This is a genomic window from Arthrobacter sp. ISL-85, assembly GCF_018613675.1.
Classification (GTDB): Bacteria; Actinomycetota; Actinomycetes; order Actinomycetales; family Micrococcaceae; genus Arthrobacter.
This window is the reverse complement of the sequence record NZ_JAGGPQ010000007.1, coordinates 48,473-74,481: the sequence shown is the minus strand read 5'-3', so window position 1 is coordinate 74,481 and position 26,009 is coordinate 48,473. Positions and strand designations below refer to the sequence as shown.

Annotated in this window: 24 protein-coding genes and 2 riboswitches; of the genes, 11 read left to right on the top strand and 13 right to left on the bottom strand. The window is 66.6% G+C overall.

Annotation, left to right across the window (positions count from 1 at the left end):
• Nucleotides 1–131 precede the first annotated feature (131 nt).
• Together J7I84_RS06045 and J7I84_RS06040 are read left to right on the top strand one after the other, a co-directional pair.
• The gene (locus tag J7I84_RS06045) at nt 132–863 is read left to right on the top strand and encodes a hypothetical protein (protein ID WP_214942010.1); all 732 of its coding nucleotides are present in this window, start codon (nt 132–134) and stop codon (nt 861–863) included.
• Nucleotides 860–1,597, top strand: coding sequence for a hypothetical protein (locus tag J7I84_RS06040; RefSeq protein ID WP_214942007.1), 738 nt, complete (start codon nt 860–862; stop codon nt 1,595–1,597). Before J7I84_RS06045 ends, J7I84_RS06040 begins: the two co-directional genes overlap by 4 nt.
• A gap of 226 nt (nt 1,598–1,823) precedes the next feature.
• On the opposite strand, the gene J7I84_RS06035 is transcribed toward J7I84_RS06040, so the two are convergent.
• The 10 genes from J7I84_RS06035 to J7I84_RS05990 form a co-directional block, all read right to left on the bottom strand.
• Nucleotides 1,824–4,856: a glycoside hydrolase family 38 C-terminal domain-containing protein gene (locus J7I84_RS06035; protein WP_214942004.1), complete on the bottom strand. Its 3,033-nt coding sequence runs from the start codon at nt 4,854–4,856 to the stop codon at nt 1,824–1,826.
• Nucleotides 4,857–4,981: 125 nt separating this feature from the next.
• On the bottom strand, nt 4,982–5,860 hold the full coding sequence (fdhD, locus tag J7I84_RS06030) for a formate dehydrogenase accessory sulfurtransferase FdhD (protein WP_214942001.1): 879 nt from the start codon (nt 5,858–5,860) through the stop codon (nt 4,982–4,984).
• A 92-nt stretch (nt 5,861–5,952) separates the two neighbouring features.
• Complete coding sequence (locus tag J7I84_RS06025) at nt 5,953–7,371, bottom strand: molybdopterin molybdotransferase MoeA (protein ID WP_214941998.1); 1,419 nt, start codon at nt 7,369–7,371, stop codon at nt 5,953–5,955.
• On the bottom strand, nt 7,368–7,661 hold the full coding sequence (locus J7I84_RS06020) for a DUF6457 domain-containing protein (protein WP_214941995.1): 294 nt from the start codon (nt 7,659–7,661) through the stop codon (nt 7,368–7,370). The genes J7I84_RS06025 and J7I84_RS06020 overlap by 4 nt, the downstream gene beginning before the upstream one ends.
• The gene (locus J7I84_RS06015) at nt 7,658–8,374 is read right to left on the bottom strand and encodes a molybdenum cofactor guanylyltransferase (RefSeq protein WP_251046192.1); all 717 of its coding nucleotides are present in this window, start codon (nt 8,372–8,374) and stop codon (nt 7,658–7,660) included. The genes J7I84_RS06020 and J7I84_RS06015 overlap by 4 nt, the downstream gene beginning before the upstream one ends.
• A gap of 36 nt (nt 8,375–8,410) precedes the next feature.
• Nucleotides 8,411–8,911, bottom strand: a complete 501-nt coding sequence (locus tag J7I84_RS06010) for an HNH endonuclease (protein WP_142120031.1) — start codon at nt 8,909–8,911, stop codon at nt 8,411–8,413.
• A 269-nt stretch (nt 8,912–9,180) separates the two neighbouring features.
• A complete protein-coding gene (locus tag J7I84_RS06005; protein WP_214941992.1) occupies nt 9,181–9,957 on the bottom strand; it encodes an NlpC/P60 family protein in 777 nt (258 codons plus the stop codon).
• 162 nt (nt 9,958–10,119) lie between these two features.
• Nucleotides 10,120–10,800 carry a C40 family peptidase gene (locus J7I84_RS06000; protein ID WP_214942342.1) on the bottom strand — a complete coding sequence of 227 codons (681 nt, stop codon included), beginning with the start codon at nt 10,798–10,800 and terminating at the stop codon, nt 10,120–10,122.
• Between the two features lie 70 nt (nt 10,801–10,870).
• Nucleotides 10,871–11,066: riboswitch (cyclic di-AMP (ydaO/yuaA leader) on the bottom strand.
• A 112-nt stretch (nt 11,067–11,178) separates the two neighbouring features.
• On the bottom strand, nt 11,179–12,000 hold the full coding sequence (locus J7I84_RS05995) for a M23 family metallopeptidase (RefSeq protein WP_214942339.1): 822 nt from the start codon (nt 11,998–12,000) through the stop codon (nt 11,179–11,181).
• 10 nt (nt 12,001–12,010) lie between these two features.
• Nucleotides 12,011–12,254: riboswitch (cyclic di-AMP (ydaO/yuaA leader) on the bottom strand.
• 106 nt (nt 12,255–12,360) lie between these two features.
• Entirely contained in the window at nt 12,361–13,059 is a 699-nt protein-coding gene (locus J7I84_RS05990; protein WP_214941989.1) for a metal-dependent transcriptional regulator, read from the bottom strand.
• Nucleotides 13,060–13,355: 296 nt separating this feature from the next.
• Between J7I84_RS05990 and serC the strand changes: the two genes are divergently transcribed.
• Complete coding sequence (serC, locus tag J7I84_RS05985; protein WP_214941986.1) at nt 13,356–14,486, top strand: phosphoserine transaminase; 1,131 nt, start codon at nt 13,356–13,358, stop codon at nt 14,484–14,486.
• A gap of 109 nt (nt 14,487–14,595) precedes the next feature.
• On the opposite strand, the gene J7I84_RS05980 is transcribed toward serC, so the two are convergent.
• Nucleotides 14,596–15,111: a DUF3027 domain-containing protein gene (locus J7I84_RS05980; protein WP_251046191.1), complete on the bottom strand. Its 516-nt coding sequence runs from the start codon at nt 15,109–15,111 to the stop codon at nt 14,596–14,598.
• 6 nt (nt 15,112–15,117) lie between these two features.
• Nucleotides 15,118–15,501, bottom strand: a complete 384-nt coding sequence (locus J7I84_RS05975; protein ID WP_018762148.1) for a cold-shock protein — start codon at nt 15,499–15,501, stop codon at nt 15,118–15,120.
• A 224-nt stretch (nt 15,502–15,725) separates the two neighbouring features.
• On the opposite strand from J7I84_RS05975, the gene J7I84_RS05970 reads away from it, so the two are divergent.
• From J7I84_RS05970 to J7I84_RS05940, 7 genes are all read left to right on the top strand, one after another.
• Complete coding sequence (locus J7I84_RS05970; RefSeq protein WP_214941983.1) at nt 15,726–15,959, top strand: hypothetical protein; 234 nt, start codon at nt 15,726–15,728, stop codon at nt 15,957–15,959.
• Nucleotides 15,960–15,969: 10 nt separating this feature from the next.
• Nucleotides 15,970–18,447, top strand: coding sequence for a helicase-associated domain-containing protein (locus J7I84_RS05965; RefSeq protein ID WP_214941980.1), 2,478 nt, complete (start codon nt 15,970–15,972; stop codon nt 18,445–18,447).
• Nucleotides 18,448–18,460: 13 nt separating this feature from the next.
• Nucleotides 18,461–20,107, top strand: coding sequence for a DNA repair helicase XPB (locus tag J7I84_RS05960; protein ID WP_214941977.1), 1,647 nt, complete (start codon nt 18,461–18,463; stop codon nt 20,105–20,107).
• A 46-nt stretch (nt 20,108–20,153) separates the two neighbouring features.
• The gene (locus J7I84_RS05955) at nt 20,154–20,654 is read left to right on the top strand and encodes a DUF427 domain-containing protein (protein ID WP_214941974.1); all 501 of its coding nucleotides are present in this window, start codon (nt 20,154–20,156) and stop codon (nt 20,652–20,654) included.
• Between the two features lie 73 nt (nt 20,655–20,727).
• The gene (locus J7I84_RS05950; protein ID WP_188573163.1) at nt 20,728–21,438 is read left to right on the top strand and encodes a response regulator transcription factor; all 711 of its coding nucleotides are present in this window, start codon (nt 20,728–20,730) and stop codon (nt 21,436–21,438) included.
• A 2-nt stretch (nt 21,439–21,440) separates the two neighbouring features.
• Complete coding sequence (locus tag J7I84_RS05945; RefSeq protein ID WP_214941971.1) at nt 21,441–22,952, top strand: cell wall metabolism sensor histidine kinase WalK; 1,512 nt, start codon at nt 21,441–21,443, stop codon at nt 22,950–22,952.
• A gap of 106 nt (nt 22,953–23,058) precedes the next feature.
• Nucleotides 23,059–23,346 (top strand): WXG100 family type VII secretion target, encoded by a 288-nt coding sequence (locus J7I84_RS05940; RefSeq protein WP_214941968.1) that lies wholly within the window; start codon nt 23,059–23,061, stop codon nt 23,344–23,346.
• A 7-nt stretch (nt 23,347–23,353) separates the two neighbouring features.
• Here the strand turns inward: J7I84_RS05940 and J7I84_RS05935 are convergent, their stop codons facing one another.
• Entirely contained in the window at nt 23,354–24,457 is a 1,104-nt protein-coding gene (locus J7I84_RS05935) for a ribonuclease HI family protein (RefSeq protein WP_214941965.1), read from the bottom strand.
• A 191-nt stretch (nt 24,458–24,648) separates the two neighbouring features.
• Between J7I84_RS05935 and J7I84_RS05930 the strand changes: the two genes are divergently transcribed.
• On the top strand, nt 24,649–25,959 hold the full coding sequence (locus tag J7I84_RS05930; RefSeq protein WP_214941962.1) for an ABC transporter substrate-binding protein: 1,311 nt from the start codon (nt 24,649–24,651) through the stop codon (nt 25,957–25,959).
• Nucleotides 25,960–26,009: the final 50 nt, after the last annotated feature.

Genomic DNA, 26,009 nt, shown 5'->3' with positions numbered 1-26,009 from the left:
CGGGCTCGACCATCAACTATAGACGAATGTGGGCCATGGGCAAAATCCGTGGCGCCGAGTCCCCGGGCAGGCCCGGCAGGCGGGCACGGTAAAATCGTCATCACCCACCCGTTTCCGCAGAGAGCCCCCCCATGACCCTTTCCGCCAAGGCGTTCCAGCGCTGGCTGCAAAGCATCGCACCGGATGCCAGCACCGCAGACGTCTGCAGGGTTTCGGGGATCAAGCGGACCACCCTGGCCCAGCAGCTGGTTCGGGGAAAGGTCTCCGTGAGCACGGTGGTCAGCATCAGCCGCGCCTACAGCATCAACCCGGTGGCAGCACTTGCCGGGTTCGACGCCTACACCGCACTGGCAGGTCCGCCCCGCCCGCCCAGCAGGAACGAGCTGGTAAGCCAGATTTCGAGCGCAGACCTCCTCCGGGCGCTCCTGGCCCGGCCAGCCATGGACGCCTCCCGCGGCGCGGCCGCACCCGCCCTCAGCCCTGCCCCGCACGCCACCTCTGTGAAGAACTGGGTTGACGCGATCGACGACGGCGAGGTCCGGCACCGCGTATCGGCCTCCACCGGCGTGGCCCCGCAGAACTATTCCGCCCAGTTGACCGCCAACCGGTTGTCCCCCGAACTTGCCATGGCCACGGCGTTGGCCGCCGGGGTGGGACCCGCCGGAGGGCTGGTGGCGACCGGTATCATCACGGAGGAAGAGGCCGGCTGGCCGCCCGGAGCCCGGCAGGAGGCACTTGACAGCCTCTCCGATGGAGAACTCACAGCGCTTGCAGGAGACAGGCTTCAAGCACTGGGCAAAGTATTGCGCAGGCAGGAGCAGGACCAGGCGCAGACAGAAAAGATTTGGGAGAACCTGGGATGATCGAAACCCTTCAATGGACCACGCTGGCGATTTGCGCAGTCATTGCAGCGGCCCGGATTCCCAGCACCCTCCGCGGCGAGAACCGCTCCCTGTTTGGCATCTTCGCCATGATGACCCTGGCGATCCTGTTGAGCATTCAGGAGCCTTACCTCATCATTGACAGCGCCTTGGGCGGAACAAATATCGCCAACCTGCTGCTGCGGTTCGTGATCTTCGGGGCCATCTATTTCCTCGGGGTCCGGGTGTCGCGCGGCTTCGGCGCGGACAAGGCTTACCGGCTGATCACCGGGAAGGCCGGCATCACAGTGTTGCTGGCCATCTCCGCCGTGCTGGTCACCATATTCCTCCTTATGGACACCGCCGGCTCCTCTGCTGGACTCCTGGACATCTCAGCCAAGGACCCGCGGCATTTCGCGCTGGTGGAATACTACGGCGCCGCCGGCCGCGCCTATCCCGCCTTCGTCGCGCTGGCCCTCCTGCCCGCCATGGTTCGGGCCATACGCGACCGGCTGCCGGTCCTGGTGCGCATCGCCGCCGCGCTCCTCGCACTGGGCGGCGTGGCGGTGGCGCTCACAATGTTCTTCCCTGTCCTGCCACCCGGCCTCAAGGCACTCCAGTTCATTATCAACTACACGGCAGTGCTCTGCTACGTCCTCGGACTGGCCCTGATCTGGGCAGCCAAGGTGCTCAGTGGACGTCCTGCGCGCAGCCGGAAGACATCTACCGAAACGTAACCTTCACGGGCTTTCACAAAATCATTAGACTGTGACACAATCATGAATGTGTGAAGGCGGGGCCGGTATGCGTTTTTGAACGGGGATAAATTCTGAAACGCCGCTGCCCCGGGGGCCTTTGCACACATTGGGGGGATGAGTGGTGGCGGATCGTTGGGGACCGCCCCCACTCAGCCTGTTTAAGGGCCCCTTTCAGCGGGACGGAGCCGCCCCACAGCCCGCACACCTACTTCCGGGCAAACCTCAACGTCACCAGCTGGAACGGCCGGAGCGTGAGCACGGCACCGGCGCCGGTGGGCTCAACTCCGGGGGTCTCGATAGTTCGCTCCAGGAGGTCCGTGGGCGCAATGTCCCGGACGCCGAAGTTCGCCGTGATGCTCCCCGTGGAACGCTGCCCCAGAGACTCATAGAGCCGGACCACCACGTCGCCCGAGCCGTCCTGCGCCAGCTTGACCGCTTCAATGACCAGGGCAGGGTTGTTGAGGGAGAAGAGCGGCTCCACCGGGGCAGCCCCACTGACCAGCCGGGGTGCAAGGTTGGTCCGGTACCCTTCCTGGACGGCATCGGCAATATCAGCACCCGGGCGAATGGCCACTGTCAACTCGTGGCGTCCCCGGTCTGCGTCCGGGTCCGGGAACTTGGGGGCCCGCAGCAGGGACAGGCGCACCGTGGTGGTGGTCCCGCCGTCGGCCGCCCTGATGCTCCTGCCAACGTCGTGGCCGTAGGTGGCTGAGTTGGACACGGCCACCCCATAACCGGGTTCACCCACGTGGATCCAGCGGTGGGCGCAGATTTCGAACTTCGCAGCCTCCCACGACGTGTTGGTGTGCGTGGGCCGGAAAACGTGGCCGAACTGCGTTTCGGCAGCGGACCGATCGGCCCGCACGTCGAGGGCAAAGCCAAGCTTCAGCAGTTTTTCGCGCTCCTGCCAGTCCACGGAGGTGGTGATTTCCAGTGACGGGCTGCCGGGGGCGAGCGTGAGGCGCTGGGTCAGCGGCGAGGCCCCTGCCAGCCGTTCCACCACCACGACGGCGCTGCCGCCTTCGTTGGCAAGCCGGACCGATTCCGCGTGGACCAGCTGTGTGACGTTTCGCCGGTAGAACTCATCGATGTCCCAGGCATCCCACTCGTTGGGGGTATCCCGGTGCAGTTCCAGCAGGTTTCCGTGCTGGCCGGGGGCGATCGCTTCCCGGCCGCTTGCGTAGTCCCGCAGGGAGCAGAGAAGTCCATCGGCATCCACCACGGCCCGGATGATGCCATTGTCCAGGATGTAGCCGCCATCATGCGGGGTGGCATGGACCGGTTCCGCGTACAACGCCGGTTCTCCCGCCGCCAGTGCGGGTACCCCGTCCCTGGCATGCGGTGCGGCGTTGAGCAGGAACCGGCGGTCTCCGGAGCCCAGCATGGCCGCGGCGGCGCGGCTGATCAGCGACTCCAGGGCGGCTTCAATGGCCTGGTAGTTCCGTTCGGCGTCCTGATGGACCCAGGCTATGGAGCTGCCGGGAAGGATGTCATGGAACTGCTGCAGCAGCACCAGCTGCCATAGGCGCTTAAGCTCGGCACCAGGGTAGTCGTAGTCACCGCCCGCGCGGACAGCAGCCGTGGCACACCACAATTCCGCCTCGCGCAGCAGGTGCTCGCTGCGCCGGTTTCCTTTCTTGGTGCGCGCCTGGCTGGTGTACGTGCCGCGGTGCAGCTCCAGGTACATCTCACCCACCCAGACCGGCAGGACAGGGTAGTCTTCTTCGGCCTGCCGGAAGAAGCTTTCCGCGGAACCGATGCGGACCTTGGGTGATCCTTCCAGGTCCGCCGTACGGGCGGCGGCGGCGAGCATTTCGCGCGTGGGGCCGCCGCCGCCGTCGCCATAGCCGAAGGGCACCAGCGACACCGTGCCGCGGCCGTGGTCCCGGTAGTTGCGCTCGGCGTGGGCCAGGTCCCTGCCGCTGAGGTCCGAGTTGTAGGTGTCCACCGGCGGGAAGTGGGTGAACAGCCGGGTGCCGTCGATTCCCTCCCAGTTGAAGGTGTGGTGGGGCATCCGGTTGGTCTGGTTCCACGAGATTTTCTGCGTGAGGAACCAGCGGCTGCCCGCGGCCTTCACGATCTGTGGCAGGGCCGCACTGTAGCCGAACGAATCCGGGAGCCATGCCTCCCTGCACTCAATGCCAAACTCCGCGAGGAAGAATCCCTTGCCCTCGACGAACTGCCTGGCCATGGCTTCGCCGCCGGGCATGTTGGTATCCGATTCCACCCACATGCCGCCAACCGGGACGAACTGACCTGCGCGTACCTTTTCCCGGATCCGGCTGAACAAGTCCGGGTACAGCTCCTTGATCCAGGCCAGCTGCTGTGCGGACGAACAGGAGAAGACAAAGCCGGGGTCTTCGTCCATCAGGGCCACCACATTGGAGAACGTCCTGGCGCATTTGCGGATGGTTTCCCTGACCGGCCAGAGCCAGGCGGAGTCTATGTGCGCATGCCCGGTGGCAACCAGCTGGTGCGCGGAAGCATATGCGGGCCTTGCCAGGACGTCGGCGAGCGCCCGCCGCCCGGCCGCCGCAGTCCCGGGGACGTCGTCGGGGTCCATCACGTCCATCATGCGTTCGAGGGCACGGAGGATCTCATGGCGGCGCGGGAGCTCCAGCGGAAGCTGCTCCATGAGGCCGGCAAGGGTCCAGACATCCTGCTGGAGTTCCCACACGCACTGGTTTAGTTCAGCGATGGCAATGGTGCCCAGCCGGTACTGCGGGGCTCCCCCGGCGGTCGCCTTGTCACCCAGCGGCGTGGCAGCGAAGGTCCAGCCCTGCGCCATGTCCGGATTCGCGGCCGCCTCCACGTAGAAGTCCACCGCCATGCCGCTTCCCAACAGCTTGAGCGGGACGTACTGGTTGCGGGGCGAGATTGCCTTGACGATGCTGCCATCGGGTCGCCAGGCGATGCCCTCGCACTGGAACCCGGGAGCCTCGGTGGTAAACCCCAGGTCCACCACCACCTCCACAGTGGTGTCCGGGCCGCCGCCCCAGGATTCGGGCACCTCCCCCTGCAGCCGCAGCCACGTGGTGCCCCACGGCCGTCCCCAGGGAGCACCGTGCTCTTGCGGCCGGAACTCCTGCCTCATCGCCTCGAGGGCGGGGACCGGTTCCCCGGGTACTTCCCAACTGCTCAGGGTCAGCGGGACTGTCCTGGTGTAAACGGCAGGGGCAATGCGCTCGCGCACAAACCGCGCCAGGCGGACTTCCGTGATCCTGCGGTCGTCATGCAATATAGGTCCTCTTTAGGCTGGAGACTGGATCATCGGGTCCATTCGATGGACAAATCTACCCGCTGACGGCACGGCAACCAACCCCCCTGAGCTTATCCAGCGGGTCAGCCCAGGCGTCGGCGGCACTAGGTTCTTGGCACCGCGGGTTCGGGCCGCAGGATCCGGGAGTCCCCGGCATAGATATTGAAACTGGTGCCCCTGCTGAATCCAGCCACGGTCAGCCCGTTTGCCTCTGCCAGTTCCACGGCAAGGCTGGAAGGGGCGCTGACGGCAGCCAGGACCGGGATCCCGGCAAGGGAGGCTTTCTGCACCAGTTCGAAGGACGCCCTGCCGGACACTTGGAGGACTGTCCCGGTCAACGGCAGGAGGCCTTCGCGCAGCGCCCAGCCCACTACTTTGTCCACGGCATTGTGCCGGCCCACGTCCTCGCGCAGGCACAGGAGTCGTGGTTCGCCGTCGTCGTCGATCCTGAACAGGCCCGCCGCGTGCACGCCGCCCGTATCGTCAAAGACGCGCTGGGACTTTCGCAGCAGCCCTGGCAGGGAGGCCAGAACCTTGGCATCGACCGTCAGCGGGTCCGCCTGCGGGCTGTGGTGGGAGGACTTCTGGACCGCTTGGATGGAATCCGTCCCGCAAATGCCGCAGGAACTGGACGTGTAGACCCTGCGGCCGGTGTCGGGGAGTGGAACGTCAGGCCGCAACTGCGCCTCCACCACGTTGAACGTCTGGACGCCGTTCTCGTCCTCACCGGCGCAGAATCGCAGCGACACCAGTTGTTCGGGCGCCCAGATGACCCCCTCTGACACCAAAAAACCGGCCACCAGATCAAAGTCGTCACCCGGCGTCCGCATGGTGACCGAGTAGGAAAGCCCGCCCAGCCGGATTTCCAGCGGCTCCTCCACTGCGAGAATGTCTTCCCGGTGGCGGACGGGGTACTCCAGGGCCCCCGGAGAACCGTCCAGGACATACTTGTGCACCCTGCGGCGCTGGGTCACGCGTCCCATGTTCCACCCTGCCTGTTCATTACTCCATCATGGCACCAACAGAGCCTGCCTTAGCCCAGGAACCCCGGCCGAAAGGCCGAGCCCCAACGTCCTCAGCCCAGGAGTGCGCTCCAGTCCACGGGGCCGCTGGGTTGCTGCTTGGGCTTGGGCTGTCCGGTGCGGGCGTTGCTTCGCGGTTTGGCTTTGGCCTGCCCGTCACCGGGGCGCGGAATGGGCGGTCCCCATGGCAGGGCGAAAGCGGGCACCATCTCACCCAGCTGCACACCGTGCGGCGGCACCACCAGCACCCCGTCAGCGGCTGCCAGGCCGCGCATCATTCCAGGTCCCGTATGCTGCGCCGGGGAAGCCATGCCGTACAGCAGCCGGAACGGCATAAGCCGGGTACGGCCAAGCTCCGGCTCGATCAGTGTCCCGCACGGCACTTCCTGTACCGCCGGCATGCCGCGGTGCCCCAATGCGGCCAGCAGCGGAGCCCCAACGGTGGAGAGCGCCATCATTGCCGCCAGCGGGTTGCCGGGAAGTCCCAGGACAAAGCGGCCGTCCGGCAGTTCGGCGAGAACCGCCGGGTGTCCCGGCCGCATGGCCACCCCGTCGATGATCAGCCGGCCCCCGAGTTCCCCCACTGCCCGCCGGAGATGGTCCGTTCCTGAGCGTCCGGTTCCTCCGGTGGTGATTACGACGTCGGCAGGCAGGTCCGGCGCCCCGGGCACCTCCGGCAGCACGTCTTCAAGCGCCGCCAGCCATTCGGCGTAGGAATCGCCGATCCGCTGACGGCCGCCAGCGATGCCGCCCAGCATGGCCACGACCTCCGGCAGCTGCGGACCGAAAGTGTCGCGCACCTGGCCGGGGACCGGCATGCCCTGTTCCACCACCTCTGACCCCGTCAGCACCAGGCGGACCACCGGCTTCCCCTGGACCTGCACTTCGTCGTAGCCGGCCAGGGCTGCCAGGGCCAGGTGGGCGGGGTTGAGTTCCACTCCAGCCTTGACCAGGGGATCCCCTTCCAGCGCTTCCTCCCCGGCCTTCCGGATGTGTTCCCCCGCGCGGGGCTCGCCGGGACGCGCCTTGCCGCCGGCCATCAGGACGGGGAGCCCCTCATCATCCTTGCCAAGGACGGCATTCTCGGTGCGGAGAACTGCCTTGCCGCCAGGTGGGATAAGGCCGCCGGTGGCAATGGGGCTCGCCTGGTGCGGTGCCAGCCGGATTCCGGGCTCCACCGGGATCCACGGGCCGCTTCCATTGACGGCCCAGCCGTCCATGGCCGACGATGCGTAGTGGGGCATGTCCTGGAGGGCCACGATGTCCTGGTCAAGTTTGCGGCCCAGCGCCATCCCAAGCGCCACGGGGCCGGGGGGAATGGGGGTTGCTGCATCGAACGCAGCCTGCCGGGCCTCTTCCCAGGTGTGGGCCGCATGGTGGTGGGCAGCATGCGCCTGTTCAGTTGTTTCCGCTTTTGCCTCGGCTTCAGTGCTTTGCGGCGCCTCCGGATCGCTGTGGGGTTCTGCCGTCATTCGCCGGGAGTCCCGGCAGCTTCAGCGTCGTAGTCTGCCGCCAGGGAACGGGCAACGGCCAGCGCCGCGTCCATTGAAGCCGCATCCAGCTCCCGGCCGGGAGCGGCAGCAAGGCCGGCGGCGAAGCCGGCAATGAAGGTGGTGAGCGGCGCGGCCGGCCGGACAACCGCGTGGGCGGCGACGCCTGCAAGCGCCAGCACAGCATTGACATCCACCTGGACGTCCTCAAGTTTGTACGCCTGGAGAAGCGCCCTGCACCACTCTTCCAGCGTTTCATCCTGGCTTTTCACGAATTGCCTCCCACGTTAGCTTCGCCCGTGCGCCGGTCCTGCCCTGCACACTGGTTCCCGGCAGCAATCCCCAGCGCGGCAGCATCGTCCCAGGTGTCCACATCGGACGTGGACCCGGCGGGGACTGTGACAAGCTGCACGTCCAGACTAGCAAGGAGCGCCCTGACTGAACCGTTGACCAGGGCGTTGCGGGCCGCCAGGTCACGGCAGGCCTTTGTTAACTCAGCCGTGCTGTAAAAACCCGCCAGTGGCTGGGCCCTCCCGTCCTCGGCACAGGCCATCACACCGCCTGCCCCACCTGCGGCGGCAGCGGACTGCCCGAGTGCATCCTGCAGGACTGTCAGGGCTTGCGAAGCCAGCGGCATGTCGCACGCCAGCACCAGGGAGTACGGGGCACCTCCCCCATTCCTGGCCAGGGTGTCCAGGCCCGCGGCGATTGCAGCCGCGGGCCCAGCGAACGGCGGCTCCTCCCGGCAGGTCAGCAAGGCGGGAGGCCGGGTTGCCGGGGGCAGCTGTGCGGCCCGGGCCTCACCGGGCGGGGATCCAGCATCGCCGACGACCACGGTCTGCCGGGCACCTGCCGCCGCGGCTATGGCGCGGTCAAGGAGGGTCTGGCCGCGGAAGACCAACGACTGCTTTGGTATCCCGCCCAAGCGGGATGACCGTCCCCCGGCCAGGATCACGGCATCGAAGGCCAACCTGTTTTCCTGCATTCCCCCAGCCTAGCGATCAGCACCATCACTGAGCAGTCAGGCAGCCCGCTCCGGAAGCAGGAACGGATCCCAGGCAGGCGTCGGCTTCTCCAGTTCCTTGATCTGCCAGATAGTCCCGTGCGGCGGCGCGGGAACGAACCGCAGGGTCCACCCCATCTCAGCGGGAGTATGGTCGCCCTTGACGTTGTTGCACCGCAGGCAGGCGGCCACCAGGTTCTCCCACGAATCGGCGCCGCCCCGTGACTTCGGGTGTACGTGGTCAATGGTGTGCGCCGCTTTGCCGCAGTAGGCGCACTTGTGCCCGTCGCGACGGAGTACGCCCCTGCGGCTGACTGCCGTTGAGTGGTTGTACCGGGGCCGGATGTAGCGGTTGAGGAGGATCACGGACGGGCGGCCCAGGACGTCGGTGGGGCCTACCACCGGGTCATCCCCTTCGGCCACCACACTTGCCTTGCCCGTCAGCACAAGCACCAGCGCCCGGCGGAAAGTAATGACCGCCAGCGGTTCATATCCAGCATTCAGAACGAGAGTGCGCATGCACTTACCTCTTTACGGCCGCACCCGTCAGGGGCACGAGGGCCGGCTGCCCCCGGCATATCCGGGCTATGGATCGACATCACAAGAGTAAACAAAGAAATGCAGAATCAGGTAATCGCCGCCCCAGGGGCCTGTTCCGGACCCAGATAAGGAAAAGACTCCGTGCCGGCGCGAAACTCCCTTAAAAGATCAAAGGACCCTCACGCCGATGGCGGGGGTCCCTTGGGCTTAGGCGTGGCCAGTGCTGGTACAGGCCGGCACCGGAATGCCTACCTTACGCGGATGGCAACCGGTCCCGAGCCAACATTCGCGCTGAAGACCACGGTGTCATTGCCGTTGAAGCCGCCGTGCACGGCCATGCCGTTTCCGGCGTAAACGGCGATGTGGGCCATGCCGCCGCCGCCGTCAGCGTAGTACAGCAGGTCACCGGGCTGGGCCTGGGACATGGGCACGGTGTCACCCAGTGACAGGTAGCCGGCGGGCCAGTCGTGGAAGTGGATCCCGACGGCGGCCAGTGCGTTGGTTACCAGCATGGTGCAGTCCTGGTGCACGCCAAGCTGGGCGTAAGCGGCGGAGAGGATTGCCGCACCCTTGCCGCTGGCGGAAACCTGGGCCGCGGGAGCGGCAGGAGCAGCGGTGGTAACAACCTTGGCCGTGGCCTTGGGAGCCGCAACGGGCTGGGCGGCAGGGGCAGCGGGAGCAGCTTCCTGCACCTGGACCTGGGGCTCAGGTTCGACTACCGGAGCCGGCGTGGTGGTGACGGCAGGCTTCTCGTAGCTGATGGCGATGGTGGAAGCCGCGGAAATCGGAGCGTCGACCGCGGATTCAACTTCCAGCTGGGATGCCGGAGCGGAATCGCGCTTGATGTTGGCGTCTGCAGCGTTTGCCGCGATGCCGCTGGTCAGGACCAGGCCCGAAGCGGCAGCGATAACTGCGGCCTGGCGGCCCATGCCACCGGCGTTGTCGCTGACAGCTTTGGCAATGACAGCGATCGAGTTGGTTTTGGTGACCTCGGCGCGGTGCCGTGCGGTAGCACGAGTCGTCATCAGTTCTCTCTTTCGTTTTTCCTTCGAACCGCGGGTAGGCAGGCAAAGGGGCGTGGACGCGCCGGCATCTTGGGGGTACGCCGGCACGTCCCGAACGGGGATGTGGTTACTAGTGAAGAAGCTTTGGCAAAGAAATAGCCCTTGGAGCGAGGAGCCCAAGAACTACTTGTTGAGGTGGTAGTACGCCGAGGTACCGGTGGCTGCAGGCGAGTGGAGCAGCGTGCCCTGGGAGGGGTTGAGTGCGCTGATCATCATGCCGTTGCCGACGTAGATGCCCACGTGTGCGCCGCCGTTCTGGACAACGAGGTCGCCCGGCTGCGGGGTGGAGGTGGGAGCCATGATGCTCCACGCGTTGGTGCGGGGGATGCTGATCCCCGCCTGCGCGTAGGCCCACTGAACGAACCCGGAGCAGTCCCAGCCGGTGACCGGGCTGGTGCCGCCCCACACGTAGGAGTGGCCGATGCCGGTGTAGGCGATGGCTGCAATGCCGGAGGTCGCGGCGGATACGGTCTCCGCGGCCTTGGCGGCCGGGGCAGCGTCCTGGCTTCCGCTGGCCGTCGCTGCGCGTTCGGCCGTAGCGGTGGACTGGGGACGCACCGCTTCCACCTTGGGAGCGGCGGTGGTCTTGACGGCAGGACGTTCGAAGGAAACCGTGGCCGTGGGGGCCGCGGTGACGGCGAGGGCCGTCTGGGCCGAACCGGACTCGGTGGAGGCCGAGACGCCAGCGGTGGTGTCTGCTGCGGTGGCCGGCAGGCCCATGCTCAGGATGAGGCCCGATGCAGCTGCCACGACGGCGGCCTGGCGGCCTACGTTCCCGGCGTTTGCACTCACGGCCTTGGACACGGCGTCCAGGGGGTTGGTGCGAACCGTTTGCGCACGGTGGCGCGCAGAATGATGGCGTGAAGACACGAAGGTAGCCTCTCCCAATGCCTGCGAGGTGAGCTGTCGGATTCGGATGGGAGTCACCCGGCCACATTGCTTCCTGGGAAGCTCGTGACTTAACCCCAAGGCCTTCTGAAGTGAAAGGCCAAAATTGGTTCCCCCGCCCCTGCCAGACGATGAAATGCGAACGGACCTTGAGCGGTGGCAGAGTTAGGCAATCCACTCAAGAGCGTCAACTTCGGAAAAGTTGACGCGAGTTAGACGGTACAGCAGTTTTGTTTCAATGTCACATTCAGGTCACGGCGCGTCGCTGGGATCTGAGAGTTGACAATCATTCGGTTACAGCCAGCCCATGGGATCGACCACTTCGCCATTGACCTGCACCTCGAAGTGCAGGTGGCAGCCGGTGGACGCGCCGGTGGTACCGCTCAGTGCCACAACGTCCCCGCGGGAGACAGTCTGGCCCACCTTGACGTTGAAGGACGACAGGTGGTTGTAGGTGGTTTCCAGCCCATTGCCGTGGTCGATGACCACCCGGTTACCGCCGCCGAACTGATGCCAGCCCGCGAAGGTCACGGTGCCCGTCGCGGCGGCCAGGACCGAAGTCCCGCACTGCGCCACGAAATCCTGGCCGCGGTGGAAGTCCCCGGAGCCGCCGGTGATAGGGCTCACCCGGTAGCCAAAAGGCGAGGCGGTGGTGAGCGATGCAAGCGGGGCGGCCAAGGTCCCGGCCGATGCGGCGCGCGTAACGGAGCCCGCGGACTGCGCGCTCAGGAGTTGCTTCAGCTTCCCGTCCGGATCGGCCTGGGTCACCACGGCCGAGCGGCTGAAGTCGATCTGGGCTCCAACATCGGCGGAGATCTGGGGCTGTGGACTGACAGAGGAGGCAGCAAGGGGCGCATTGCCCGACGCATCCATGGCCATGACCGGACCGGTGGCGGGTACTGTGACCGTCAGCACCAGGCCGGTGGCAGCCAGGGCAATTCCGGCCTTCTGGCCAATCCCGCTGGCGGCGGCGAACTCCGTCACCTGCCGGAACGGACCCCTCCGGCGGCGCGCGTCGCGATGCAGATCGCGGGGGCGCTCCGCTGCGGCATCTTCGACAACCCGGGGTGCCGAAGGGGGGCCGGCCGCGCGGCGGCGGCCCCGGGAGGTCTGCATGGTCAAGGGAGGTTCCTCTCTGGAAAAGCCTGCGGAGTTAGCTGTCGGATTCGGGTCAGAGAGATCAAAGACCCGGCCCGTCATGGGCAAGCTTCTGCACAGGGGTATTCCCGGAAGAATCCTTCACTGGAGACGCTTGCTGCTGACGGACTTCACCCCAAGGCAGTCCCCCGGCTGCCGCTTGTGGTTCCCCCGCCTCTGCCAGTAACGACTCTTGCACCCAATCCGCTGGCAGAGCTCGGCTCCGGACGGGGTAACGCTTAAGTATCAACGATTGCTTCCACTATAGGGCCTTAAGACCCTAGGTAACAATTCCGTTATCTTTGCGTGGAAGCCGCCCGCTGGGGTAGGAAGGGCGGCTCAGGGCTGCCGGATGGCGACAAAAACATGCGCGGCGACCTCAGGCGGCAGCTCCAGTGCGCCTTCGATTCCGGATACGCGCACGGAGATGTAATCACCCACGCGTTCCAGCGCCACTGCCGCGCCAGGCCGGATTCCGCCTTCGTCCAGTTGCGCCAGCAGTTCCGGTTCAACCTGGATTGGTTCGGCCAACCGGCTGATGGTCACTGCGGAGGCGGGCGCGTAGCTCCCCATTGCCTCCACCAGGCTGATGGCGCCGTCGGCGAAGGTGGCAGCCTGTCCGCCCAGGGCGGCGAGGCCGGGGATGGGGTTGCCGTACGGCGATTCGGTGGGGTGGTCCAACAACTCGTAGATACGCCGCTCAACGCGCTCGCTCATCACGTGTTCCCAGCGGCAGGCTTCGTCATGCACGTAAGCCCAGTCCAGTCCGATCACGTCGGCCAGCAGGCGTTCGGCCAGCCGGTGCTTGCGCATCACCTCGGTAGCCCGCTTGCGGCCCGTGTCCGTGAGTTCCAGGTGCCTGTCACCGGAGACGACAACCAGCCCGTCGCGTTCCATCCTGCCGATCGTCTGGGACACGGTGGGGCCGGAGTGGCGCAGACGCTCGGCGATACGGGCCCGAAGGGCAACGATGTTTTCTTCCTCAAGCTCCAGGATGGTCCTGAGGTACATCTCCGTAGTGTCGATCAGATCCGTCATCCAGCTCAGCTCCTCGGGCGCAGTACCTTGCGTTGTCCCACCGTATCGCCTCTTCCCGCGAGGTAGTCCGGAGGAAAGCTTAGCCTATTTTGAGTTTGTCCGAATAGCCGGGCTCAGAACAGCCATGCCCGGGAGGGGCGTCTCAGTGTCTGGACTTTGGCCCCTCCGGCTCCCGCTCCCCACTGCCATTCAGGCAGAATGGGGACGGCCTGTTGCGCAGCCACGGCACGCTGCCGGCCACCCACTACCCGCCCGTCCAGACCAAAGCCTTCGTCCCCCGCCGAATTGGAGCACCTGTGAGCGACACCAGCATCACGATCCCCGCCGACCTGCTGCCCACGGATGGGCGGTTCGGCGCCGGCCCGTCAAAGGTCCGGCAGGAACAGATCGATGCGCTGGCAGCAGCGTCCAAAACCATCCTCGGCACCTCGCACCGGCAGGCGCCGGTAAAGAACCTGGTGGGGTCGGTCCGCGAAGGGTTGAGCGAGTTCTTCCGGGCCCCGGAGGGCTATGAGGTAGTCCTCGGCGTCGGCGGATCCACGGCTTTCTGGGATATCGCCAGCTTCGGCCTGGTGGAGAAGAAGGCCCAGCACCTGTCCTTCGGTGAGTTCGGGTCAAAGTTCGCCGCGGCCACCAACAAGGCCCCTTTCCTGGATGCCTCCTCGATGATCAAGTCCGAGCCGGGCACCCGTCCCGCAGCGCAGGCCGAGGCCGGCGTCGACGTCTACGCCTGGCCGCAGAATGAGACTTCCACCGGTGTGGCTGCCCCGGTGACGCGCGTGTCCGGAGCCGACGATGGATCGCTGGTCCTGATCGACGCCACCTCCGCGGCCGGCGGACTGGACGTGGACGTTGCCCAGAGCGATGTCTACTACTTCGCCCCCCAGAAGAACTTTGCCTCCGACGGCGGACTCTGGCTTGGCCTGTTCTCCCCCGCCGCGATCGAGCGCGCCGCGCGGATCAAGGCCAGCGACCGATGGATCCCGGACTTCCTGGACCTCCAGACCGCTATCGACAACTCCCGCCTGAACCAGACGTACAACACGCCCTCGCTGTCCACCCTGGTCACGCTGGACGCCCAGGTCCAGTGGCTGAACTCCAACGGCGGCCTGGACTTTGCCGCCGCGCGCACCGCTGACTCCGCCGGACGCATCTACAGCTGGGCCGAAGCCTCCGATTTCGCCACCCCTTTCGTTGGCAAGGCGGAGGAACGCTCCAACGTCATCGCCACCATCGACTTCGACGAGTCAGTGGACGCCGCGGCAGTGGCCAAGGTCCTGCGCGCCAACGGCATCGTCGACACTGAGCCCTACCGGAAGCTGGGCCGCAACCAGTTGCGCATCGCCACCTTCGTGGCCATTGAGCCCAGCGATGTCTCCGCCCTGCTGGCCAGCATCGACTACGTGGTGGGCGAGCTGCGGAGGTAGGAACGGAAGCAGCAATAGATAACGCACGACGGCGCCGCCCGGGTTCTTCCCGGACGGCGCCGTCGTACGTTACCCCCTCAGGGGGGCCGGTTTCCCGGCGAAAGTGCGGTCAGGCCCCAGCCTGCGTGCCGGCGTCGTCGGTTGAATCCTCCGCCGCGTCCGCTGTTTCCTGGCCGGCCGCTTCAGGGGCGTCTGTTTCCCTGGCGTCCGCTTCGGACTCCTGCTGCTGGTCTTCGGGGCGGACGCGTTCGGCCCACGGCACCCACTCCGGGGCCAGGATGGCATCCCCGGACGGCAGCAGGCCCAGCTCGTTGACGGTGACCACTTTGGAGCGGGAGTTGCGGGTCAGCACCGCGTACCACTGCCATCCGCCGTAGCCGGGCAGCCGGGACTCAAACAGGTGCGTGACCAACCGGTCACCCTCACTCTTGGCGGCCAGATGCGGCCCGATGGTGGCTGCCGGCGTAATGCCCTCCACTGCGGCCCGGGCAGTGTCCACCGCGGCAGCCAGGAAGGCATCAGGCTTGCCCGTACGCCATACCGGCACGCCTGCCTTGCGCTTGGGCGGGGTCTTGGCAGCCTGCTCCTGCACTGGCGTGCCCGGCTGTTCAGATTGGGGATCCATCGGCGCCTAAACGTCCAGCTCGTCGGCGACCTTGCGCAGGGCGGCAGCAATGGCCTTGCCCTTGTTGCCGTCCGGGTACTTGCCCTTGGACAGGGTCCCGGACAGGTTGTCCAGGACTGTCACCAGGTCCTGCACCAGCGGGGCAAGGTCCTTGGCGCTGGGGCGCTTGGCCTTGGCAATGGAAGGGGTCTTGTCCAGCACCCGCAGGCCCAGCGCCTGTGCACCTTTGCGCCCGTCCGCCACGCCGAACTCCACGCGGGTGCCGGCTTTCAGCTCGGTGACACCCTCGGGCAGCGACGACTTGGGCAGGAAGACCTCCTGGCCGTCTTCGCCCGCGAGGAACCCAAAGCCCTTGTCCTTGTCATACCACTTGACCTTGCCGGTAGGCACGTAATCAACCTTCTTCGTTCTGCTGTCATGAGACACGGCCGGATGCCACCGCATCCGCATGGTTGTGCGGGTTCAGGGTATGGCAAACGCAAACCGTGTTGGTCTGTATGCTTCAAGGTTATCCTGCCGCATGGCCTATTGATGCTTTGGGCGGCACTGTTCCGCCGCAGGCACAAGGCGCCGGCTTTTACCCGCACCGGTGCGGGCGCGGTACCGTTGCGTCCATGACTCCCTCGCGTTACCGGCGGCCGTTGATGGTCCTCGCCGCAGTTGTTGCCGTGCTGTCCCTGGTAGCCGTGGCAGCCGTGATGGCCTTTGCCTTTGCCGGCTCGGTAGCTCCCGCCTGGATCACCTACACCGCGCTTTACGGCCTACCGGTGGCCTTCATCCTGATGCTCCTGCTGGTCCTGGACGGCGTTGCCGCCCGGCGTCGGGCGGGAAGGGCGCAGCAGCGGTAACGTTGGACTGATGTCCCTCATTCGCGCGCTCGGCAAGGACCTGGAGGCACGCAGCGATGATTCGCTGCGGGCGTTGTTCGCCGCGCGGCCGGATCTCATTTCCCCGTCCGTCCCGGACTTTGCCGCACTGGCGGCACGTGCCAGCTCCCGCGTCAGCGTCCAGCGCGCCCTTGAGCGGCTCAACCGGCCGCACATGCAGGTCCTGGAGACCCTGCACCTGTGCACCAACACCGACACCGGGCACAGCGCCTCCGCTGAGGGAGTGCACAAACTGATCCACGGCTCGGCCCTGGCCACCGTCAACCAGATCCTGGGCACCCTGCAGGAGCTTGCCCTGGTGCACCCCGCCGCTCCCCCGCACGGCACTCCTTCCCCGGCTGCGGACCAGCCGTTCTATCTCCCGGTGGGCTCCCTCAAGGACGTGGTGGGGATCTATCCGGCCGGCCTGGGCCGCAGCTACACCGAGCTTGTCCGCCTGCAGCCGGCCTTCGGCCAGCGCGCGGTGCAGCTGGTCTCCGAACTGCACCGCAGCGGGTTCGCAGTCCACGACGCCACCACGCCGATGGAGGCTGCCCTGGCCCTTCAGCACTGGACATCTTCCCCGGAGGCACTGCAGGACATCCTCGCCGGTGCCCCGGAACGCACGACGGCGCTGCTCGCCAGGTTCCGGAACTGGGCCATGGGTGCCGTCCCCCAGGCGCAGCGAAAAGCGTCGGTCACTACGGAGGGCGCCGACGTCGGGCCCGTTGACTGGCTCCTTGCCCGCGGGTTGCTGGTGCCGCTGGACGCCGCCCACGTGGAGCTGCCGCACAGCGTGGGGCTGGCCCTGCGCGGCGGCGCCATCATCAACGACTTCACCCTTGCGCCACCGGTACCGGAGCTCGGCAGGACCACGGCTGCGCTCCGCCGCAATGCAGCCCTGAGCGCCATCTCGGAAACCCTGCGGCTGGTCTCCGAGCTGCTGCATGCGGTCCGGGAACATCCGCTGGCCACACTGCGCAGTGGAGGCGTGGGCGTCCGCGAAATCCGCCGCCTGGCCGAACACCTGCGGATTGAACAGGGCGCGGTATGCCTGCTGCTGGAGCTGTGCGGACTGGCGGGCCTGATCCGGCTCGACGTCGACTCTTCGTCGTGGGTGCAGCCGCCGCAACTGGAATGGCTGGTCCTTCCCCGGCAGGAACAATGGCTGTGGCTGGTGAACGCGTGGCTTGCCAGCGAACGCGTGCCGTCCATGGTGGGCCAGCCCGTTAACACTGCCCCGGGCGCACCGGGCGCCCGGTCGGCATCCGGAACCACCATCGCCGCGTTGTCCGCCGGGGCGCAGCGGCCGGACGCGCCCGTGGTCCGCCGGCGGATCCTCGAGATCCTGCACGAGCTCACCCAGGAGGCGTCCGTTGCCGACGGCGGCGCGCCCGTGCTTGACGCCGCGGCCGTCCTGCAGCGCGCTGAGTGGTCACAGCCACGGATGGCCCGGCGGTTCAGCTCGCTGATCCGCGGGGTCCTCGCCGAGGCGGAGATGCTGGGCCTGGTGGGGTCGGGTGCATTGAGCCAGTTAGGGAACGCTTTTGCCGACGACGACCCGGATGCCGCCCTTAACATCCTGGGCGAGCACCTGCCTGCGGCCCTGAACCACGTGCTCCTGCAGGCGGACCTGACCGCTGTCGCCCCGGGCTACCTTGCTCCGGCGCTGACCGAAAAACTCCTGTCAATGGCGGACGCCGAAGGCCAGGGCCCCGCCACCATCTACCGGTTCTCCGCCGAGTCCATCAAGCGGGCACTCGACTCCGGCTACGACTCCGCCGGCCTGTTGGCGTTTCTTCGCGAACACTCGGCCACCGCCGTGCCGCAGCCGCTGGAGTACCTGGTGGAGGACACCGCGTCCCGGCACGGCAGGCTCCGCGTGGGCCAGGCCGCCAGCTTCATCCAAAGCGACGATGAAACAGCCCTGCGGGAGCTGCTGGCAGGACCGAAGGCCGCCCAGCTTGGCCTTGCCCGCCTGTCCCCCACAGTTGTAACTTCATCGTCGCCGCCGCGCGAGCTGGCCGCCGTACTCCGGAGCCTGGGCCTTTCCCCGTCCGTGGACGGGGCCGAACCTGCCGCCCACCTGCGCCGCCCGTCCACGCCGTCGGAAAGCGCGCGCCCCGTCTATACCGCCCCGCGGATGGCGCCCCCGGCGGAGGAGGTTGAGGCCCAGCTGGACGTCCTGCGGCAGGCTGGCTCCGGCGTCGGACACCACCCCGGCCTCGCTGCCGGCAGCGAGGCCGCCACCCAGCTCGGGCTTGAGGCACTGCAGAGGGCCATCCGGCTGAAGCAACGGATCCATATGAACGTGGTGGACAGCCTGGGGAATGCCAGCCTGGAAGTGGTTGTTCCGCTATCTGTGAGCGGAGGCAGGGTCCGCGTCTTCGATCCTGCCAGGGACACGGAGCGGGTCCTGTCCGTGCACCGCATTATCGATATCGAGGCCGCAGAGGAACTGCGCCAGTGAAGGATTCCCCCGCGTGACCGACGGACCCCTGATCGTCCAAAGCGACAAGACCATCCTCCTTGAGGTGGACCACGAACTGGCCACCGAGGCCCGGCACGCCATCGCGCCTTTCGCGGAGCTGGAACGGGCGCCCGAACATATGCACAGCTACCGGCTGACCCCACTGGGGCTGTGGAATGCACGTGCCGCCGGGCTGGACGCCGAAAAGGTGCTCGACGCCCTGCTGAAGTACTCCCGCTTCCCGGTGCCGCATTCCCTGCTGATCGACGTCGAGGAGACCATGTCCCGGTACGGCCGGCTCCGCCTCGAAAAAGACCCCCGCCATGGGCTGGTCATGCGGACGGACGACTACCCCGTGCTGGAGGAAGTGATCCGGGCCAAGAAGATCGCGCCGCTGCTGGGGCCGAGGATCGACGGCGAGACGGTGGTGGTGCACGCCTCCCAGCGGGGCCAGCTCAAGCAACTGTTGCTGAAGATTGGCTGGCCTGCGGAGGACCTGGCCGGCTACGTCGACGGCACCCCGCACCTCATCGCGCTCAACGAGGACGGCTGGGAACTCCGGCCCTACCAGCGCCTGGCCAGTGAGAATTTCTGGGCGGGCGGCAGCGGCGTGGTGGTACTGCCTTGCGGTGCGGGCAAGACCCTGGTGGGAGCCGCGGCCATGGCCACCGGTTCCACCACCACGCTGATCCTGGTCACCAACACGGTGGCAGCACGGCAGTGGAAGGACGAACTGATCCGGCGCACCTCCCTCACTGAGGAAGAAGTGGGTGAATACTCTGGCGCTTTGAAGGAGGTCCGGGCGGTGACCATCGCCACCTACCAGGTGCTCACCACCAAACGCGGCGGCATCTACCCCCACCTCGAACTGGTGGACGGCCACGACTGGGGCCTGATCATCTACGACGAGGTCCACCTCCTGCCGGCGCCGATCTTTCGGATGACCGCAGACCTGCAGGCCCGCCGCCGCCTGGGGCTTACCGCCACCCTGGTCCGCGAGGACGGGCGCGAGGGAGAGGTCTTCAGCCTGATCGGGCCCAAACGGTATGACGCACCGTGGAAGGACATCGAGGCGCAGGGCTACATCGCGCCCGCGGACTGCGTGGAGGTCCGGGTGGACCTGCCCAAGGATGAACGCGTTGCCTATGCCATGGCCGACGACGCGGACAAGTACCGGCTGTGCGCCACCTCTGAGTCAAAAACCCAGGTGGTGGAGCAACTGGTGGCACGGCACGCCGGGGAGCAGCTGCTGGTGATCGGCCAGTACATCGACCAGCTGGATGACCTTGGGGAGCGCCTTCAGGCGCCCGTGATCAAGGGGGACACCTCCGTCAAGGTCCGGCAGAAGCTCTTTGATGCGTTCCGTTCCGGGGAGCTGCAGACCCTGGTGGTGTCCAAGGTGGCCAACTTTTCCATCGACCTGCCGGAGGCCTCCGTGGCCATCCAGGTATCGGGCTCCTTCGGGTCCCGGCAGGAGGAGGCACAGCGGCTGGGCCGGCTGCTGCGGCCCAAGAAGGACGGCCGCGCCGCCCGCTTCTACTCCCTGGTGGCACGGGACACCCTTGACCAGGACTTCGCCGCGAAGCGCCAAAGGTTCCTCGCGGAGCAGGGCTACGCCTACCGGATCATGGACGCCAAGGACGTGCACGCCGCGGACTAGGAATCCGCCGGTGCGCGCGCCACCCCACTGCGCGCACACTGGAAGCATGAGCATACGAATCATTCCGGCCGTGCCCGGGCCCGGACAGGAGTCGGTGTGGGACTATCCCCGCCCGCCGCGGATCGAGCCCAGCACTGAACGGATCCGCATCATGCTGGGCGGAGAGCTGATCCTCGACACCACCGATTCCCTCCGCGTCCTTGAGACCAGCCATCCGCCGGTGTATTACGTCCTCCAGTCAGCATTCGCCACCGGCGCCCTGGAGCACGCCTCGGGCAGCAGCTTCTGTGAGTTCAAGGGCGCGGCGAAGTACCTGACCGTCCGCGGCGGCGGCAAGGAAGCGGACAGCGCCGCCTGGTCCTATCCCGAGCCTGCCTCCGGTTTCGAGGCGCTCGCCAACCGGGTAGCCATCTACCCGGGCCGGATGGATTACTGCGAAGTGGATGGAGAACGGGTCACTGCACAACCGGGCCGCTTTTACGGCGGCTGGATCACAAGCCGGGTGGTGGGCCCGTTCAAAGGTGAGCCGGGGACCATGGACTGGTAACCGCAAGCCCGCCATCATCATGCTCACAACGAATATCCAGACAACTCCCAGAGACTGGGAGCATGATGGGAGCATGAACAAGAACGGTCCAGAAGCCCGGCTGCTCGTCGTCGATGATGAACCCAACATCCGCGAGCTCCTCTCCACGTCGTTGCGGTTCGCCGGCTTTGAGGTTGTTTCCGCCGCAAACGGCCGCGACGCCCTCGCCGCGGCCGATACCCAGGCCCCGGACCTGGCCGTGCTGGATGTCATGCTTCCCGACATGGACGGCTTCACCGTCACCCGCAGGCTCCGTGCCTCCGGCAAGCACTTCCCGGTTCTGTTCCTGACCGCCAAGGATGACACCGAGGACAAGGTCACAGGCCTGACCGTGGGCGGGGACGACTACGTCACCAAGCCGTTCAGCCTCGACGAAGTGGTGGCCAGGATCCGCGCCGTGCTCCGCCGCACGCAGCCCCTCCTGGACGACGACGCCGTCATCCGCGTGGACGACCTGGAACTCGACGACGACGCCCACGAGGTGCGGCGCGGAGGTACGGTCATTGAGCTCTCCCCCACGGAATTCAAGCTGCTGCGCTACCTCATGCTCAACCCCAACCGGGTCCTGTCCAAGTCGCAGATCCTGGACCACGTGTGGGAGTACAACTTCAACGGTGACGCCTCCATCGTGGAGTCCTACATCTCCTACCTGCGCCGGAAAGTGGACATCGACCCCGAGGCGCCGGCCCTGATCCAGACCAAGCGCGGCGTGGGCTACGTCCTGCGGACGGCTGAAAAGCGCTGACCTTGCTGAGGCGGTGGAAGTCGGCCTCGCTCAGGTCGCAGCTGGTGGCCATGATCATGGCCCTGCTGATTGTGGCCCTGACAGTGACCGGAGCGGTCACGCTGACCCTGCTGCACAGCTACCTCCAGGGCCAGGTGGATGACAAGCTGAACGCGGCCGTCGACTCCGCCCGGAAACAACGCTCCTTCACCCAGTTGCAGGCGCCCAGCTCCATCCCCACCGACTATTCACTGATGCTCTTTGCCCCGGGCGAGCAGCCGTACACGTTCGGCGGGGATCCCGACGACCACCCCGACATCAGCGCCATGACGGTGGAGCAGGCGCAGGCCCGCGGGCTCGCCCCCTTCCAGGTCCGCGGGACGGACGGGGAAAACTGGCGTGTGGTGGCGGTCACGGTCCAGAACGGGCCAACCACATCCGTGGTGGTCATTGGGCTGCCTTTGGAGAGCGTGGACGACGTCCTCAAGCATGCCACCCTGGTGGTTACCGGAGTCGGCCTGCTGACGCTGCTGCTGGCCTCGCTGATTGCGAGCTGGACCGTTTCGCGCTCGTTCCGGCCCCTGGCCAGGGTGGAGAAGACGGCCGCCGCCATTGCCGCCGGCGACCTCTCCCGCCGCGTGGAAGTGGAGAACCCCACCACCGAACTGGGCCGGCTGAGCAGCTCCCTTAACGCCATGCTTGCGCATATTGAAACGGCGTTCGCGGCGCGGACGGCCTCGGAAGCAAGGATGCGCCGCTTCGCCGCCGATGCCTCCCACGAGCTGCGCACTCCGCTGGTAACCATCCGCGGGTTCTCGGAGTTGTACCGGCACGGCGCCCTGGCCACGGATGAGGACGTGGCCACGGCCATGGGCCGGATCGAAAGCGAAGCCAAACGCATGGGGTCCATGGTGGAGGACCTGCTCCTGCTGGCCCGGCTCGACGAGCAGCGTCCGCTGCAGCAGAAGCCGGTGGACCTGCAGCTGATTGCACACGATGCCGTGGTGGACACGCAGGCCAGCGACCGTTCGAGGGTGATCTCGCTGACCGGGCTTGACGGCGGACCGGCGGCCCCTGCCCCGGCGCTCGGGGATGAGGCCAAGCTGCGCCAGGTGGTGGGCAACCTTGTGGGCAATGCGTTGCGCTACACCCCCGAGGGCAGCCCCATCGAACTCGCCGTCGGAGTCCGCGGGTCCGACGGCGAAGAGCGGTCCGTCATCGAAGTGCGGGACCATGGGCCCGGTATTTCGGAAGAGGACGCATCCAAGGTCTTTGAACGCTTCTACCGGGCTGACACCTCCCGGACCAGGGAGACAGGCGGCAGCGGCCTTGGGCTGGCCATTGTCGCAGCAATCGTCGGGTCCCACGGCGGCTCGGTGCGGGTGGAAATGACCGACGGCGGCGGCGCCACCCTGGTGGTCAGCCTTCCGCGGCGGGAAGACGCACCACGCGATGGCAGCGAAGACGGGCAGGAAGCAGCGGCCGACAGTGCCGCCGGCGCCAAGGGCAGCGACGGATCGGTTATCCACATATAGCCGGCTGGCCATGGTTCGCGCCTGCCAGTGCTCCGTAGGCTCGTCCCAGCAGCCCGGATACGCCGGGCGCGGGGGCGGTCCGCCGCCGTATCCGAAAGGCACAGCCATGAGCATCATTTCCGTTGACACAGAATTACTGCAGCTGAAGTCTGCCAACGTGCAGGCCACCGTGGACCGGATCAGCGCGGACGTGCAAGCCATGAAGCGCGGACTGGACGAGCTGCAGGGTTCCTGGCGCGGTTCCGCCGCCACCAACTTCCAGGCGCTCGTCACCGAATGGACCATCACGCAGGGCCGGGTGGAGGCTTCACTGGCATCCATCAACGGGGCGCTGGCCTCTGCCGCCGCTACTTACGCCCAGGCGGAGCAGGGAAACGCGCAGCGGTTCAGCTGACGCCGGGCTAAGCCTCCGGAGTTCCCTGGTGGAACCGCAGCCGCCACCGGCCCCCATCGAGGACCCACAGGGAGCTGCGGAGCGTAGTGCCGGAACGCGCAAAGCTTCGGTACGTCAGCAGGACCGCACTGCTGCCGATGCGCTCTGCGCCCAGGATTTCAATGTCGGTCCGTTCACCCGGGTCCTCTTCCAGGGCCATCATCATGGCGTCCCGGGTCCATACCCTTCCCGAACTGCCGATCTCCATGAAGTCCGGGTGGAGCAGGACGGCCGTCCGCCCCATGTCCCCCCGCACCAGGGGACCCAACAGTTCACGTTCGAGCTCTTCCACCAGCGCCTCGGGCGGGATGGAGCCTGCATGCTGGGTTGCCTCGGCCGCCTCAAGGGCCTCGTTGCCCAGTTCACTGAACAGGTCGGGTTCCTCGAAGGCTGAGACCGGGCCGGCCGTTGCCCGTGGGGTGCCCAGTGCAGGCGCGCCGCTGCGGGCTGCAGGAACGTTGCCGGTGGCCGCCGCTGCTTTCCCGGCCGGCGCTGCCGCGCGGCGCGCCGGGACAGCGGCCGGGATATCCAGGGTGGCGGCCGGGAGGCCGACACCGGATGCAGGCTGCCCGTCCGCGGCATGGCCTGGGGCGCCGGGGTGGTGGGCGCCGGGAAAACCGGGGCCTGACCGGGCAGCCACGCCCTGCTGGTAGGCGGTGGCCGCAGCCCTGGCCCGCTCATCGGCTGCCTCATTCAGGTCATGGCCGGCGTGCCCTTTGACCCATTCGAAGGTGTAGGTCCTGCCAGCCAGTTCGCGGTCCAGTTCCTTCAGGAGTTCCACGTTCAGGACGGGCTTTCCATCGGCCTTCCGCCAGCCCTTGCGCTTCCAACCCGGCATCCATTTGGTAATGGAGTTGATCACGTACTGGCTGTCGCAAAGGATGCGCAGGTCTTCCCCGGGCAGGTGGGCTGTAGCGCGCAGGAGGTCAAGGACAGCCATCAGCTCCCCCTGGTTGTTGGTCCCGTGGGGCCAGCCGCCGGCGCGCCAGCAATCGTCATTCACATACCAGGCCCAGCCGGCCGGGCCGGGGTTTCCCAAGGCCGAACCGTCAGCCGCTGCAGTAATCGTCACCGGTCCATCCTGCCAGAAGCAACCGACACACGGTCCGGCCGATGCTGGGAAAGCGTTTGCCGAAACGTCTTGACGGGAAGCCTAAGGCGCGAAAGAATCACAACATTACTCGAGAAAACGGTTTCTGAGCTGCCGAGTGTTCGGGCGAACACCCTGCCCGGCGCCAGGAAGCCAACCCGGAAGGAACATCAATGACCATTCCAGTCGTAAGCCGGCGCAGGTTCCAGCTTGGCGCTGCTGCCGTGGCCCTCTCGATCCTGGCCACGGGCTGCGGTGCCGCCGGCGGCTCCGGCGACAACGGCCAAGTGACCCTGCGGTTCGCATGGTGGGGCAACGAGTACCTGAACGGACAGACGGACAAGGTTATCGCCGCCTTTGAAGCGTCGCACCCGAATATCAAGGTCAAGGCGGAGCCGGGCGAATGGTCCAGCTACTGGGACAAGCTGGCAACAAAGACGGCCGCGAACGATGCCCCCGACGTCATCCAAATGGACCAGAAATACATCGCCGAATACGGCGGCCGCGGCGCCCTTATGGACCTGTCCAAGCAGGACGGGATCGACACGTCGAAGCTGGACAAAGAAGCACTCGCCTCCGGCCAGTACAACGGAGCACAGTACGGCCTGAGCACAGGCCAGAACGCCTACGTCATCATGGCCAACACCAAGGTGTTCCAGTCCGCCGGCATACCCGTCCCGGATGACAAGACGTGGACGTGGAAAGAATTCATGGACACCGCCGCGAAGCTCAGCGCCGCGAGTGATGGCAAGACCTATGGGGCCGCGTATGGCAGCAATGAGGCCGACCTGATCATCTGGCTGCGCCAGCACGGGGAAGACCTCTACTCCGCGGACGGCAAGCTCGGCTTCCAGGCCGCAACGGCGGCGTCCTTCTGGGAACGGCTCAGGGAACAACGCGATTCCAAGGCCAGTCCGCCGGCGAACGTGGCGACGGAAGACGGCGGGGCCAGCCTTGAGCAAAGCCTCTTCGGCACCAACCGGGTGGGTATGGCTTGGTGGTGGACCAACCAGCTTGGCTCGCTCGAGGCCACCACCGGCAGCAGTATCAAAATGCTGCGCGCTCCGAGCGTCGACGGCGCGGCGGCCAGTAACGGCATGTACTACAAACCGACGATGTTCTGGTCCGCCTCGTCCCGTTCAAAACATCCCAAGGAAGCCGCGGAGTTCATCAACTACCTCACCAACAGCCCGGAGGCCGGGGCCATCCTAATGACGGACAGGGGTGTACCCACCAACAGCGACATCGTTTCCGGCATCACGTCCTCGCTCAAGCCGGCAGACACCACCGTGGTGGGGTTCCTGAAGGACATTGCGCCAGATATCAAGGACGCGCCCCCGGTTCCTCCGGTGGGTGCGGGAAGCGTCCAGAACATCATCAAGCGCTACACGGATGAAGTGCTGTATGACCGGCTGACCCCCCAGGCTGCCGCCGAGGCCTTCAAGAAGGAAGTCCAGGGGATGCTGGATTCGGCCCGGAAGTAAGCCCCGCGGGAATGCTCTTCCCGGGACGAAAAATGCGGCCCCCTCCGAAG

Bases quoted from the DNA above. Each gene is read 5' to 3' on its own strand.
- J7I84_RS06045 (WP_214942010.1), top strand. From the start codon at position 132: ATGACCCTTTCCGCCAAGGCGTTCCAGCGCTGGCTGCAAAGCATCGCA.
- J7I84_RS06040 (WP_214942007.1), top strand. From the start codon at position 860: ATGATCGAAACCCTTCAATGGACCACGCTGGCGATTTGCGCAGTCATT.
- fdhD (WP_214942001.1), bottom strand. From the start codon at position 5,860: ATGGGACGCGTGACCCAGCGCCGCAGGGTGCACAAGTATGTCCTGGAC.
- J7I84_RS06025 (WP_214941998.1), bottom strand. From the start codon at position 7,371: ATGACGGCAGAACCCCACAGCGATCCGGAGGCGCCGCAAAGCACTGAA.
- J7I84_RS06015 (WP_251046192.1), bottom strand. From the start codon at position 8,374: ATGCAGGAAAACAGGTTGGCCTTCGATGCCGTGATCCTGGCCGGGGGA.
- J7I84_RS06010 (WP_142120031.1), bottom strand. From the start codon at position 8,911: ATGCGCACTCTCGTTCTGAATGCTGGATATGAACCGCTGGCGGTCATT.
- J7I84_RS06005 (WP_214941992.1), bottom strand. From the start codon at position 9,957: ATGACGACTCGTGCTACCGCACGGCACCGCGCCGAGGTCACCAAAACC.
- J7I84_RS05995 (WP_214942339.1), bottom strand. From the start codon at position 12,000: ATGCAGACCTCCCGGGGCCGCCGCCGCGCGGCCGGCCCCCCTTCGGCA.
- J7I84_RS05990 (WP_214941989.1), bottom strand. From the start codon at position 13,059: ATGACGGATCTGATCGACACTACGGAGATGTACCTCAGGACCATCCTG.
- J7I84_RS05980 (WP_251046191.1), bottom strand. From the start codon at position 15,111: ATGGATCCCCAATCTGAACAGCCGGGCACGCCAGTGCAGGAGCAGGCT.
- J7I84_RS05970 (WP_214941983.1), top strand. From the start codon at position 15,726: ATGACTCCCTCGCGTTACCGGCGGCCGTTGATGGTCCTCGCCGCAGTT.
- J7I84_RS05965 (WP_214941980.1), top strand. From the start codon at position 15,970: ATGTCCCTCATTCGCGCGCTCGGCAAGGACCTGGAGGCACGCAGCGAT.
- J7I84_RS05955 (WP_214941974.1), top strand. From the start codon at position 20,154: ATGAGCATACGAATCATTCCGGCCGTGCCCGGGCCCGGACAGGAGTCG.
- J7I84_RS05950 (WP_188573163.1), top strand. From the start codon at position 20,728: ATGAACAAGAACGGTCCAGAAGCCCGGCTGCTCGTCGTCGATGATGAA.
- J7I84_RS05940 (WP_214941968.1), top strand. From the start codon at position 23,059: ATGAGCATCATTTCCGTTGACACAGAATTACTGCAGCTGAAGTCTGCC.
- J7I84_RS05930 (WP_214941962.1), top strand. From the start codon at position 24,649: ATGACCATTCCAGTCGTAAGCCGGCGCAGGTTCCAGCTTGGCGCTGCT.